At 72.5% G+C, this 12,810-nt stretch carries 12 protein-coding genes; 9 read left to right on the top strand and 3 right to left on the bottom strand.

Features of this window, described 5'->3' with window-relative positions; genetic code table 11:
* Positions 1-15 precede the first annotated feature (15 nt).
* From O7605_RS06025 to O7605_RS05995, 7 genes are all read left to right on the top strand, one after another.
* Positions 16-273, top strand: a complete 258-nt coding sequence (locus O7605_RS06025; RefSeq protein ID WP_155214581.1) for a hypothetical protein — start codon at positions 16-18, stop codon at positions 271-273.
* A complete protein-coding gene (locus O7605_RS06020; protein ID WP_269738280.1) occupies positions 251-556 on the top strand; it encodes a type II toxin-antitoxin system PemK/MazF family toxin in 306 nt (101 codons plus the stop codon). Before O7605_RS06025 ends, O7605_RS06020 begins: the two co-directional genes overlap by 23 nt.
* 107 nt (positions 557-663) lie before the next feature.
* A complete protein-coding gene (locus O7605_RS06015) occupies positions 664-2,031 on the top strand; it encodes a NarK family nitrate/nitrite MFS transporter (RefSeq protein WP_269738279.1) in 1,368 nt (455 codons plus the stop codon).
* Positions 2,032-2,240: 209 nt separating this feature from the next.
* Complete coding sequence (rplM, locus tag O7605_RS06010) at positions 2,241-2,684, top strand: 50S ribosomal protein L13 (RefSeq protein WP_093411456.1); 444 nt, start codon at positions 2,241-2,243, stop codon at positions 2,682-2,684.
* 20 nt (positions 2,685-2,704) lie between these two features.
* The gene (gene rpsI / locus O7605_RS06005; protein WP_018784602.1) at positions 2,705-3,169 is read left to right on the top strand and encodes a 30S ribosomal protein S9; all 465 of its coding nucleotides are present in this window, start codon (positions 2,705-2,707) and stop codon (positions 3,167-3,169) included.
* A 133-nt stretch (positions 3,170-3,302) separates the two neighbouring features.
* The gene (gene glmM, locus O7605_RS06000) at positions 3,303-4,655 is read left to right on the top strand and encodes a phosphoglucosamine mutase (protein WP_269738278.1); all 1,353 of its coding nucleotides are present in this window, start codon (positions 3,303-3,305) and stop codon (positions 4,653-4,655) included.
* 280 nt (positions 4,656-4,935) lie between these two features.
* Complete coding sequence (locus O7605_RS05995) at positions 4,936-5,913, top strand: hypothetical protein (protein WP_269738277.1); 978 nt, start codon at positions 4,936-4,938, stop codon at positions 5,911-5,913.
* An 11-nt stretch (positions 5,914-5,924) separates the two neighbouring features.
* Here O7605_RS05995 and O7605_RS05990 read toward each other — a convergent pair whose 3' ends face one another.
* Entirely contained in the window at positions 5,925-7,118 is a 1,194-nt protein-coding gene (locus tag O7605_RS05990) for a pyridoxal phosphate-dependent aminotransferase (RefSeq protein WP_269738276.1), read from the bottom strand.
* A 157-nt stretch (positions 7,119-7,275) separates the two neighbouring features.
* Here O7605_RS05990 and glmS point away from each other — a divergent pair, with 157 nt between their 5' ends.
* Entirely contained in the window at positions 7,276-9,189 is a 1,914-nt protein-coding gene (gene glmS / locus O7605_RS05985; protein WP_269738275.1) for a glutamine--fructose-6-phosphate transaminase (isomerizing), read from the top strand.
* Positions 9,190-9,233: 44 nt separating this feature from the next.
* On the opposite strand, the gene O7605_RS05980 is transcribed toward glmS, so the two are convergent.
* Entirely contained in the window at positions 9,234-10,835 is a 1,602-nt protein-coding gene (locus O7605_RS05980; protein WP_269738274.1) for an alpha/beta hydrolase, read from the bottom strand.
* Complete coding sequence (locus O7605_RS05975; protein WP_269738273.1) at positions 10,832-11,128, bottom strand: type VII secretion target; 297 nt, start codon at positions 11,126-11,128, stop codon at positions 10,832-10,834. Before O7605_RS05975 ends, O7605_RS05980 begins: the two co-directional genes overlap by 4 nt.
* 195 nt (positions 11,129-11,323) lie before the next feature.
* Here O7605_RS05975 and O7605_RS05970 point away from each other — a divergent pair, with 195 nt between their 5' ends.
* The gene (locus O7605_RS05970; protein ID WP_269738272.1) at positions 11,324-12,793 is read left to right on the top strand and encodes an NAD(P)H-hydrate dehydratase; all 1,470 of its coding nucleotides are present in this window, start codon (positions 11,324-11,326) and stop codon (positions 12,791-12,793) included.
* Positions 12,794-12,810 lie beyond the last annotated feature (17 nt).

The following is a 12,810-nucleotide window of genomic DNA, read 5'->3' as shown; positions in this document are numbered from 1 at the left end:
GGGTAGTCTGTCGGTATGACAGCCAAGGTGACTCTGTCGTTCGCTGACGAGACGATCGCGGACGCCCGGCGGTTCGCCAAACGGGAAGGGCTCTCGCTCTCCGCCTGGATGGACCAGGCGGCCCGGGAGAAGGCGCTGCGCGAGGTCTTCGCCGCGCACGCCGCCGCGGTCGGGCGAGCCGGGCTGGATCTGGAATCCGCCTCGCTGGCCGATGCCCAGGAGGTCGGCATGGTCGACGATCTGCTCTTCGGTGGTCCACCGCGTGCTGCGTAGGGGCGAGGTCTGGCGGATCGAAGGGGCCCGGGAGCGCCTCGGTCTGGTGATCAGTTCCGATGTCTACAATTCCACGGCGGTGCCAATCGTGATCGTGACCGAGGTGGTGGAGACGGCGCTGCTGCGCGACTCGCCACTGGCGGTGTCGATGGGTGACCGGATGGTGATGCCGGACCGGATCTCCTCGCCGATGAAGAAATGGTTCACCGAGTGCGTGGACGTCGCCGACGCGGAGACGATGCGGCGGGTGGACCGGGCGTTGCGGATTCTCCAGCAGCTCTGAGTCGACCCGTTCCTCACCGCCGTCGTCGGCACGTGGTGCGATCCCCGTTGCCGGGCCGACCCGAACGGCGAACGCCGCGGTAACGGCGGCTCCCTAGCTTCTGCGGCATGACCACCACGAGCGAGCAGCCGACGGTAATCGAAGAGGAGAGCCTGGACCGCCGACCAGGTCGGTGGATCGGGCACTGGGCACCGGAGGATCCGGCCTTCTGGCGGCGGATCGGTCGCGGTGTCGCCCAGCGCAACCTGATCTGGTCGATCTTCGCGGAGCACATCGGCTTCTCCGTGTGGTTGCTCTGGAGCATCGTCGTCGTCCGGCTCGGCGACGCCGGATGGCAGCTGACCACCAGCCAGGCGCTCTGGTTGACCGCTGTGCCTAGCGGGGTCGGCGCGCTGCTGCGCCTGCCGTACACCTTCGCCGTGCCGGTCTTCGGCGGGCGCAACTGGACCGTCATCTCCGCGCTGCTGCTGATCGTGCCCTGTGCCGGGCTGGCCTGGGCGGTCGAGCATCCGGAGATCGGCTTCGTGCCGTTGCTGCTGATCGCCGCCACGGCCGGGTTCGGCGGTGGCAACTTCGCCTCCAGCATGGCCAACATCTCCTTCTTCTATCCGGAGCGGGAGAAGGGGTGGGCGTTGGGGCTCAACGCCGCCGGCGGCAACATCGGGGTGGCCGTCGTGCAGTTCGTGGTGCCTCAGGTGATCGTGCTGGGCGGCGGACTCGCGCTGGCCCGGGCCGGTCTGATGTACATCCCGCTGGCGGTGATCGCGGCCGTCTGCGCGTACCTGTTCATGGACAATCTGGTCGAGGCGAAGGCCGACGTGCGGCCGGTCTGGTCGTCGCTGCGGCACCGCGACACCTGGATCATGTCGCTGCTCTACATCGGCACCTTCGGCTCGTTCATCGGCTACTCGGCTGCCTTCCCCACCCTGCTCAACTCGGTGTTCGGCCGGCCGGACGTGGCACTGGCCTGGGCGTTCCTCGGTGCGGGAGTGGGCTCGCTCTGCCGGCCGTTCGGCGGCCGCCTCTCCGACGTCGTCGGTGGGGCCCGGGTCACGGTGGCCAGCTTCGTGTTGATGGCGGTCGGTGCCCTGGGCGCGCTCTGGTCGGTCGAGCAGCGCAACATGGGCCTGTTCTTCGTGGCGTTCCTGCTGCTCTTCGTGGCCACCGGCGTGGGCAACGGCTCGACCTACCGGATGATCAGCAGGATCTTCCAGGTCAAGGGCGAGGAGCGGGGCGGCACGCCGGAGATCATGCTGGCGATGCGCCGGCAGGCGGCCGGGGCCCTGGGCATCATCTCCGCGGTCGGTGCCTTCGGCGGTTTCCTGGTGCCGATCTGTTACGCCTGGGCCCGGTCGACCTACGGGGGCATCCAGCCGGCGTTGCGCTTCTACGTGGGATTCTTCCTGGTGCTGCTCGTGATCACCTGGGTCGCGTACCTACGTCCCGGCAGTCGGATGGCGCGCGCCGGGGTGTGACGACCGTCATGTCGGCCTCCGCGCGCCCCGCCGGTCGGACCCCGTTTTGACCGGCCGGCGGGGCTGCGGGTATCGTTGCCTGCTGTTGTACGACATCTGTGGGCGTGCCGCCTGAGGTACGCTTGGTCGTTCGTGCGCGCTGGTCCGGCTGGGATGTCCTGGTCACCTCGGCGCGCTACCCCAGACCGACGACGAGACAAGGTAGACCTGTGCGTACGTACAGCCCGAAGCCGGGTGAGATCGAGCGTCAGTGGCACGTCATCGACGCCTCTGATGTCGTGCTGGGCCGCCTGGCCACCCACGCCGCCACGCTGCTGCGGGGCAAGCACAAGCCGACTTTCGCGCCGCACGTCGACACGGGCGACTTCGTCGTCGTCGTGAACGCGGGCAAGGTCGCGCTGACCGGCAACAAGCGCCAGCAGAAGATCGCTTACCGGCACTCCGGTTACCCGGGTGGCCTGAAGCAGGTCGGCTACGAGGAGCTGCTGGCCAAGCGCCCCGAGCGGGCCATCGAGCTGGCGGTGAAGGGGATGCTCCCGCACAACAAGCTCGGCCGTCAGCTCATCAAGAAGCTGAAGGTCTACGCCGGTGCCGAGCACCCGCACGGCGCGCAGCAGCCGGTGCCGTTCGAGATCAAGCAGATCGCGCAGTGAGCGCGGGCGAAGGAAGCAGCATGACCGACATCACCGCCACCGAGGTCGCCCCTGAGGCCACCGAGGCGCCGGCGCCCGTCGCGCGCGCGCCTCGTGGTGACCGCCCGATCCAGACCGTGGGTCGGCGCAAGGAGGCCATCGTCCGGGTGCGCATCGTGCCGGGCACCGGCAAGATCACCTGCAACGGGCGTGACCTGGAGGCGTACTTCCCGAGCAAGGTGCACCAGCAGCTGATCAAGGATCCGCTGGTGACCGCCGAGAAGCCCGAGGCGTTCGACGTCATCGCCAACCTGCGCGGCGGCGGCACCACCGGCCAGGCCGGTGCGCTGCGGCTGGCCATCGCCCGGGCGCTGATCGTCAGCGAGCCCGACGACCGCCCGGCGCTGAAGAAGGCCGGTTTCCTGACCCGGGACGCCCGGGTCAAGGAGAGCAAGAAGTACGGCCTCAAGAAGGCCCGTAAGGCTCCCCAGTACTCGAAGCGCTGATCTCCAGCCGCACCTTGTACTTCTGACGGACGGCCGGTCCGCCTCCCCTCGACGGGGAGGTGGGCCGGCCGTTTCCGTTGCCGCACGACAAGGCGTTTCTCCTAGCATCGGCAGTTCATCGGAGGTTGTGGGTATGGGCCGGTTGTTCGGCACGGACGGCGTACGCGGGCGGGCGAACGCCGACCTCACCCCGGAGTTGGCGCTCTCGGTGGCCGTCGCGGCCGCCCACACCCTCGCCGAGTCGGATCGTGGCCGCGCCCCACTGGCCGTGGTGGGCCGGGACACCCGGGCCAGCGGCGAGATGCTCGAGGCTGCCGTGGTGGCCGGCCTGACCAGCGCGGGCGCGACGGTGATCAGGGTCGGCGTGCTGCCCACCCCGGCGGTGGCGTTCCTCACCGCGGAGGCCAAGGCGGACCTCGGCGTGATGCTGTCGGCCTCGCACAATCCGATGCCGGACAACGGGATCAAGCTGTTCGCCGCCGGCGGGCACAAGCTGCCCGACGAGATCGAGATGCGGATCGAGGCGGCCATCGAGGCCAACGCCACCACCGCCTGGCAGCGTCCGGTCGGCGCGGGAGTGGGCCGGGTGCACGACCTGCTCGACGGCGCGAGCCACTACGTGCAGCACGTCGCCGGAACGGCTCCCCACCGCCTCGACGGAATCAAGGTCGTGGTCGACTGCGCCAACGGCGCCGCCGCCGAGGTGGCCCCGGCGGTCTACCGGGAGGCCGGTGCCGAGGTCATCGCGATCAACGCCGAGCCGGACGGGCTCAACATCAACGACGAGTGCGGCTCCAACCACATCGAGGCGCTGCGCGAGGCGGTGGTGGAACACGGGGCGCATCTCGGCATCGCGCACGACGGTGACGCCGACCGGTGCGTGGCGGTGAGCGCCGACGGCGAGGAGGTCGACGGCGACCAGGTGATGGCGATCCTGGCGCTGGCCATGCGGGAGGCCGGCACGCTGACCGGGGACACCCTGGTCGCCACCGTGATGAGCAACCTCGGTCTGCGCCTGGCCATGTCCGCGGCGGGCATCCGACTGGTCGAGACCAAGGTCGGTGACCGGTACGTGCTGGAGGAACTGCGGGCCTCCGGGCTCGCCCTCGGCGGCGAGCAGAGCGGGCACATCGTCATGCCGGCGTACGCGACCACCGGCGACGGCGTGCTCACCGGGCTGCACCTGATGGCCCGGATCGCGGCCACCGGTCGTCCCCTGGCCGAGCTCGCCAGCGTGGTCACCAGGCTGCCGCAGGTGCTGATCAACGTGCCGGTCGGTGACCGCACCGTCGGCGCCGCCGCACCGGCGGTACGCGCCGAGGTCGAGCGGGCCGAGGCCGAGCTGGGCGAGACCGGCCGGGTACTGCTGCGCCCGTCGGGTACCGAACCGCTGGTCCGGGTGATGGTCGAGGCCGCCACCGAGCAGACCGCCCGCGAGGTCGCCGAGCGCATCGCCGCCCACGTCCGCACCGCCAGCCCGGCCTGATCCCACGGCGGCCAGTGAGGCCGTGGCCGGTGCACCCGTGCCGCAGGCCTGCACGTGGTCGAAGGCGTCCATTGGGGCGGGTGCCTCTCCCCATCAGGTCGCGTGCCGTGGAACGATAGCGTCCGGCCGCCGAAGGGCGGATGCGTGTTTTACGGGGGTGAGTGTGTCCTATCCGGATCCGCCTGGTGCTGTCGGCCGGCCCGGCCTCGTGCCGGCAGTGCCGCCGCCCGGCACACCGCAGAGCTGGCTCGGCGCCCGCTGGGGTCGCCTGATTTCGATCATGATCGCGCTGGGGCTGGCCGTCGGTTCCGTGGCGGCGCCGTGGTCCGAGATGACGCTCAGAGTGCTGGGCAGCACCAGAGGAAACTCGCTCGTCCAGCAGGAATCGACCACCGGGCTGGCCGTCACCGAAATCGACGGGTGGGGCTGGGCGTACCTGCTCGTGCTGGTGCCGCTGATGCTGCTGGCAATTGCCTCGGCGGTGTTACCCGGGTACGCGGGGCGGGCAGCCGCCGTCGCGGCGGGCGCTGCCCTGCTGGCCATGTCCACGGTTCTGGTCGGTGCCGCCTACCACCTGTCGTCGGGACCGGACGAGGGTGCCGCCCGCTGGGCCGAGGTCGTCCGCCGGCTGGTGCCCGTCCTGGAACCGGACTACGGGTCCATCTGGTTCGGCTACGGCACCCCGGGCCTGGCGTGCGCGGTGCTCGCCGTCGCGACCCTCGCCGCGGTCGTGCTGACCAGCTGGTGGCCGGGCTCCGGCCGGGTCGTCGTCGCGTCGGCCGGCACTATCGCGCTGCTCGCCGGCATCGCACTGCCCTGGGTCACCGTGTACGGCGCCACCGCGAGCGAGCTGGACCGGCGCAACGCCTGGTGGCCCACCTTCGGCGCCCCATCGGTGCTCGTCGTGGTCGGCACCGTGGCCCTGGCCGCCCTGACCTGGTGGATGGCGCTGCGCCGGTCGACCCGGGGGCGGCTACCACTGGTGCTGGTCGGGGTGCCGGCGGCCTTCGCGCTCTTCCTGGTCCACGACTACCTCGGGGTGGATCCGGAGGATTGGCAGGATGCCGCCGAACGCGCCCGCTACCTCGCGGTCATCCACGACGTCCGGTCCGCCGCCGAACTGGCGCAGATGGCGCCCGCGCTGTTCCTCGTCGCGATGGTGCTCGCCTGGTCGGCGGCGCGGCGGCGGGCCCGGGCCGCACGGTCACCGGCCGTCGCGGTGCCGGCCGAAACCCGCCCGGCCCACGGTCCGGGCTGACGGCGCGTCGGTCACCGGACCTCGGGCAGTCGGCGCAGCCGGGTGACCGCCTCGGCCAGCACCTCGGGGCGTTTGCAGAAGGCGAACCGGATCAGCCGCCGACCGGCCTCGGGGTCGTCGTAGAAGACCTGGGTGGGTACCGCCACCACACCGGACCGCTCGGGCAGCGTACGGCAGAAGTCGACGCCGTCGGTGCCGCCGAGAGCGGTGATGTCGGCGGTGACGAAGTACGTGCCCTCCGGGGTGAGCACGTCGAACCCGGCCGCGCTCAGCCCGTCGATCAGTTGGTCGCGGCGGACCTGCAGATCGGCTCGGAAGGCGGTGAAGTAGTCGTCGGGCAGGGCGAGTGCCACCGCCACCGCGGGTTGCAGGGGTGCGGCGTTGACGTAGGTGAGGAACTGCTTGACCCGCAGCAGCGCCGACACCAGCGCCGCCGGCCCGCTGGCCCAGCCCACCTTCCAGCCGGTGCAGGAGAAGGTCTTGCCGGCCGAGGAGATCCGCAGGGTGCGCTCACGCATCCCGGGCAGCGTGGCCAGCGGCAGGTGCCCGCTGGCGGCGTCGGTGAAGGCCAAGTGCTCGTACACCTCGTCGGTGACCGCGTACGCGCCGTGCTCCTGGCAGAGTTCGGCGACCAGGGTCAGCTCGTCCGGGGTGAACACCTTGCCGGTCGGGTTGTGCGGCGAGTTGAGCAGCACCAGCCGGGTCCGGGCGCTGAACGCGTTCCGCAGGTCGTCGGGGTCGAAGGCGTACCGCCCGTCGGTCTGGGGACGCAGGGTGACCGGCCGCCGGACCGCGCCGGCCAGGGCGATCGAGGCGGCGTACGAGTCGTAGTAGGGCTCGAAGCAGACCACCTCGTCGCCGGCTTCGCAGAGGGCGAGGATGGCCGCGGCGACGGCCTCGGTGGCGCCGGCGGTCACCACCACCTCGCCGTCCGGGTCGTACTCCAGACCCCAGAAGCGGCGCTGGTGCGCCGCCACGGCCGTCCGTAGCTCGGGGATGCCGGGGCCGGGCGGGTACTGGTTGCGGCCGGCGTTGAGGGCCTGCGCCGCGGCGGCGAGCATCTCGGGCGGGCCGTCGGTGTCCGGGAAACCCTGCCCGAGGTTCACCGCGCCGGTACGCAGCGCGAGAGCGGACATCTCGGCGAAGATCGTCGTCCCGAACGGGCGCATCCGGGCCACCAGCGGGTCGATATCGCGGCTCGTCACGCCCGTCAGGGTACGGGTGTGGCGAGCCGACCCGCCCGCCACTCGAGCGCGTGCTTTGTCGCTCCGATCGCCACGATCGCCGGATCGCTCAAATTAAGTGATTGTTTACCCCTGTTTCGAGCAGACATCGTGAGCGAAACTGGTTAGGCTGCGACCCATGTGTGGAATCGTGGGTTACACCGGTGCCCGACCGGCGCTCGGCATCGTGCTCGACGGCTTGCGGCGGTTGGAGTACCGCGGCTACGACTCGGCCGGCGTCGCCGTCGTCTGCGACGGGACGCTGTTGACCGAGAAGAAGGCCGGCAAGCTGGCGAACCTGGAGAAGGTGCTCTCCGAGCGGGCGGCCGAGGACCCGGCCGGCTGCGGAGCGAGCCCGATCGGCATCGGCGACGGCACCACCGGCATCGGACACACCCGGTGGGCCACCCACGGCGGCCCCACCGACCGCAACGCCCATCCGCACCTGTCACCCGACGGGCGGGTCGCGGTGATCCACAACGGCATCATCGAGAACTTCGCCAAGCTCCGTGCCGAGCTGGAGGACGAGGGTGTCAGCTTCACCAGCGACACCGACACCGAGTGCGCCGCGCACCTGCTCTCCGCCGCCCTGACCGACCTGCGTGCGGCGGGTCAGCCGGACGGGCCCCAGCTGTTGACCGCCGCGATGCGGGTGGTCTGCCAGCGGCTGGAGGGTGCCTTCACGCTGCTCGCCGTCGACTCGGCGATCCCCGGCGCGGTGGTCGGTGCCCGCCGCAACTCACCACTTGTCGTCGGGCGGGGCGACGGGGAGAACTACCTCGCCAGTGACGTCGCGGCGTTCATCGAGCACACCAGGGACGCGGTCGAGCTGGGCCAGGACCAGATCGTGCTGATCACGGCCGAGAGCATCGAGATCACCGACTTCGAGGGGCAGCCGGCCAGCGGCAAGGACTTCCACATCGACTGGGACTCCTCGGCCGCCGAGAAGGGCGGCTACGACTGGTTCATGCTCAAGGAGATCGAGGAGCAACCGCAGGCGGTCGCCGACACGCTGCTCGGACGGTTGACCGAGACCGGCGAGATCATGCTCGACGAGGTCCGGCTCAGCGACCAGGACCTGCGGGACGTCGACAAGATCTTCATCGTCGCCTGCGGCACCTCCTACCACGCCGGCATGGTGGCCAAGTACGCCATCGAGCACTGGACCCGGATTCCCTGCGAGGTGGAGCTGGCCAGCGAGTTCCGCTACCGCGACCCGGTGCTGGACCGGTCCACCCTGATCGTGGTGATCTCGCAGTCCGGCGAGACCATGGACACCCTGATGGCGCTGCGGCACGCCAAGGAGCAGAAGGCCCGGGTGCTGGCCATCTGCAACACCAACGGCTCCACCATCCCCCGGGAGTCCGACGCGGTGCTCTACACCCACGGCGGGCCGGAGATCGCCGTCGCCTCCACCAAGGCGTTCCTCACCCAGGTCATCGCCTGCTACCTGATCGGGCTGCACCTGGCCCAGGTGCGCGGGGTCAAGTACGCCGACGAGGTGGCGGCCGTGGTCGACCAGCTCCACCAGGTGCCGGACAAGCTGCGCGAGCTGCTCGGGCGGATCGAGCCGGTCCGCGAGCTGGCCCGCGAGCTGCGTGCCGAGTCGACGGTGCTGTTCATCGGCCGGCACGTCGGCTACCCGGTGGCGCTGGAGGGCGCGCTGAAGCTCAAGGAACTGGCGTACATGCACGCCGAGGGCTTCGCCGCCGGTGAGCTGAAGCACGGCCCGATCTCGCTCATCGACGAGGGCACCCCGGTGATCTGCATCGTTCCCTCTCCGGTGGGTCGGGGCATGCTGCACGACAAGGTCGTCTCCAACATCCAGGAGGTACGCGCGCGGGGCGCCCGCACCATCGTCATCGCCGAGGAGGGCGACGAGTCGGTGGTCCGCTACGCCGATCACCTGATCCACGTGCCGCGTACCCCGACGCTGCTCGCGCCGCTGGTGACCACCGTGCCGTTGCAGGTGTTCGCGGCCGAGATCGCCGCCGCCCGGGGACACGACGTCGACCAACCCCGCAACCTCGCCAAGTCCGTCACCGTGGAGTAGGCGGCGACCGGTCACCGGCGGCCCCCCGGCCGCCGGTACCGGTCTCAGCGCCCCAGCATGACCCGGGCCATGCCGTCCAGCGCCGGATTGTCCGGATGCCAGTAGCCGGTGTGGCCGTACCGGCCGCTGGGGAACGTCCGACCGCCGAAGCCCGGCTCGGCCGGATCGCGGCCGAACCACCGTTCGTCGCTCGGCCCGGCCAGCCAGCCGGCGATCATGCCGACCGGGGAGGAGCTGAGCGCGGCCCGCAGGGCGAGCTGGTCCGGCGGGCGGGTCAGCCGGATCACGTCGTCCGGTGCGGTGCTGGCCCACACCTGCCCGGTCGGCACGCCCAGCTCGGCCGCGTGCGTCACGCCGACCCCGGGTGAGCCGACGAAGACCAACGCGTCCGCGGCGAGGCCGTGGTCGCGGGCGGCGGTGCCCACCACCAACGAACCGTAGCTGTGCCCGAGCACGGTCTGCCGGGCCGGCGGGCCGTCGTGGGTGGCCCGCAGACCGTCCTGGAACCGGTGCAGTGCCTCCCCGGCCGCGCGGGCCTGCCCGTCCCAGGCCGCCTCGTGCAGGAAATCCGGGGCGTCGTAACCCAACCAGAGCACCGCCGAGGTCTGCGTCTCCGGGGCGAGTTCGGCGCCACGGGCCAGCACCCGCGCCGCCCGGCCCAACTCGCCGGTGGCGTCGTCGAGCCCGGCGGTCATCCCGGGTACATAGGTGAGCACGTCGGTGGCCCGGTCCGGGTTGCCCAGCGCCACCACCGCCCGTCCCTCGCCGCTGACGTCCAGACCCAGCAGGTACGCCCGCGGCTGCTGGGTCGACTCCAGCCGGGCGACGAGTGCGTCCAGCCCGGACAGCGCGGCCTCGACACCACGCAGCCCGGCCGCCTCCAACGGGCCCCGGGGCACCCGGGCCAGCAACTGCTCCCACCGTTCGACGAGGGTCGCGCGCCGGGCTGTGAGCAGCAGCCGGTTGGCCTGGTCACGGGCCTCGGCCGGCACCCCGTCGAGCCGCCCGGTCAGCTCCGGCTCGTGCACCACCAACCAGCGCCGCTCGGCCGGGGTGAGCCCGGCCCACCAGCGCCGCACCGCACCGGGCTCGGCGTCCGGGGGCGGCCGGTACGACGGTGGCCGGGCCGTCCAGCCGGCGCCGGCGGCCTCGGTCAGCCGGGCGAGGCGCGTCGTGGCCTCCCCGTCGGCCGTGGCGGCCAGGTCGAGGGCGTCCCGCAGGGCCGAGGCCACCTGCGCCACCGCCGGGCCGGTGCCGGCGGACGCCACCCGGGCGGGATCGGCGCGTACGCCGCCCCGCCGGTCGATGAGCACACCGGTGGTGGCGGCCAACGTGACGGCCGCCGTCAGCCGGGCCCGGGCAGCCACCAACCGCGCGGCGAACTCGGCCAGCACCTGATCGGTCTCGATCGCGGCCGGAACCAGTGCGACCAGTTCCTCGCGCAGCCCGGTCAGCCGAGCACCGGCCGACCCGGCGGCACTGCCGGACCAGCCGGTGCGCAGGGCGGTGCCGCTGTCGGTGAGTTCGCCGGCCCGCCGACCGGCCACGCCGGCCAGGCCGGCCCAGCTCGATCCGGTGGCCCGCCACGCGGCCGGATCGACCGTGGAGAGCTGGGCGTAGCCGACAACCGGCCCGGGTGCGCTCATCGGGGCAGGACGGAGAGCCGGGCGGCGGCCCTGGCGTCCACCGACTCGTACGCCCCGGCGGCGGCGCGCACCGCGTCGCCGGTCTCGGCGATCCGGGCGGCGAGCCGACCGGACCAGGTGTGCACGGCCGACTCCAGGCCGGCGAGCGCCCGCGCCGTCGACCATTCCCGGGCCGGCGCGCTCAGCCCTCGCCCACCGGACATCCCGTGCGCCAGCCGGTAGCTGGTGTCACCCAGCGACCGACCCACCCGGTGCAGCAGTTCCGGCCGGACGGCCAACGTCTCCTCGGCCATCGTTCCTCCCACCTGGCGTCGACACGACGCCGACGACGCTAGGCGGTGACGGTGTCGACGGTCGTGCCCTGTGGACAGCCGGCGGCCGGCGTACCCCTGGTTCGTCCACAGGCGTTGCCGCGGGCGCTGCCGACGGCTATCTTGCGGCCGCCGCGCCGGTAGGGTTGGCCGGGTGATCGGGAAACGGGGTGCGGAATGAGACCGGTCTGGCGGGTGGCGGACGTACGCGCGGCGGAGGCCGCCCTGATGGCCACCGTGCCGCCCGGCACGCTCATGCAACGCGCCGCCGCCGGGCTGGCCCGCCGCTGCGCGTTGCTGCTCGCCGGGCGGGGCGGGGTGTACGCCGCGCCGGTGCTGCTGCTCGTCGGCTCCGGTGACAACGGCGGCGACGCGCTGTACGCCGGTGCCCGGCTGGCCCGGCGCGGTGCCGCCGTGTCGGCGTTGCCGCTCAACCCGGATCGGGTGCACGCCGAAGGGCTGGCCGCGCTGCGTGCCGCCGGGGGACGGGTCGTGTCGCGACCGCCGGCCGTGGTGGACGTGGTGCTCGACGGGATCGTCGGCATCGGCGGTCGCGGTGGCCTGCGGGAGACCGCCGAGCAGTTGGCGGCGAGCCTGCTGCGGCACCGGGGGCGGGACGGCGAGCGGGCGACGGTGGTGGCGGTGGATGTGCCGAGCGGTGTCGCGGTGGACACCGGGGCGGTGCCGTTGACGCCGTCCGGCCGTCCGAACGCGGTGCGCGCCGACGTGACGGTGGCCTTCGGAGCCCTGAAGCCGGCCCTGGCGGTCGGACCCGCCGCCGCGCTGGCGGGCGAGGTGGACCTCGTCGACATCGGCTTGACGCCGTGGTTGCGTGGCAGCCCCGCGTGGCAGGTCCTGGAATGGTCGGACGTGGCCGACTGGTACCCGCGGCTCGGACCCGCCTCGGAGAAGTACACCCGGGGTGTGGTCGGGGTGGCCACCGGCTCGGCGACGTACCCGGGCGCGGCGGTGCTCTCCGTCGGCGGGGCACTCGCCGGTCCGACCGGCCTGGTCCGCTACGCCGGGGGTGCCCGGGAGGAGGTGGTCCGCGAGCATCCCTCGGTGATCGCCACCGGCCGGGTCGCCGACGCCGGCCGGGTGCAGGCCTGGGTGTGCGGGTCGGGACTCGGCACCGACGAGCGGGCGGCGACCGAGCTGCGGACCGTGCTCGCCGCCCCGGTGCCGGTGGTGCTGGACGCCGACGCGCTGACCCTGCTCGTCGACGGCTCCCTGGCGGAGCAGCTCCGGCGACGGGACGCGCCGATCGTGGTCACGCCGCACGACCGGGAGTTCACCCGGCTCTGCGGGGAGGAGCCGGGTGCCGACCGGGTCGCCGCCACGCTTCGACTGGCCGCCTGGATGAACGCGGTGGTGCTGCTCAAGGGGGACCGCACGGTGGTCGGTACGCCGGACGGGCGGGCGTACGTCAATCCGACCGGCACCCCCGCGCTGGCCACCGGAGGCACCGGCGACGTGTTGGCCGGACTGCTCGGCTCGTTGCTCGCGTCGGGGTTGCCGGCCGAGCGGGCCGCGGCGGCAGCGGCGTACCTGCACGGGCTGGCCGGCCGGGAAGCGGCCCGCGGTGGCCCGGTGACCGCGCCGGACGTCGCCGTCGCGCTGCGTCCGGTGGTGGCGCGGCTGCCCTGAGTCCCCGCCGTGGTGAT

It is taken from the genome of Verrucosispora sp. WMMA2121 (assembly GCF_027460185.1).
Lineage (GTDB): Bacteria > Actinomycetota > Actinomycetes > Mycobacteriales > Micromonosporaceae > Micromonospora > Micromonospora palythoicola.
This window is presented reverse-complemented; position numbering and strand designations above follow the sequence as displayed.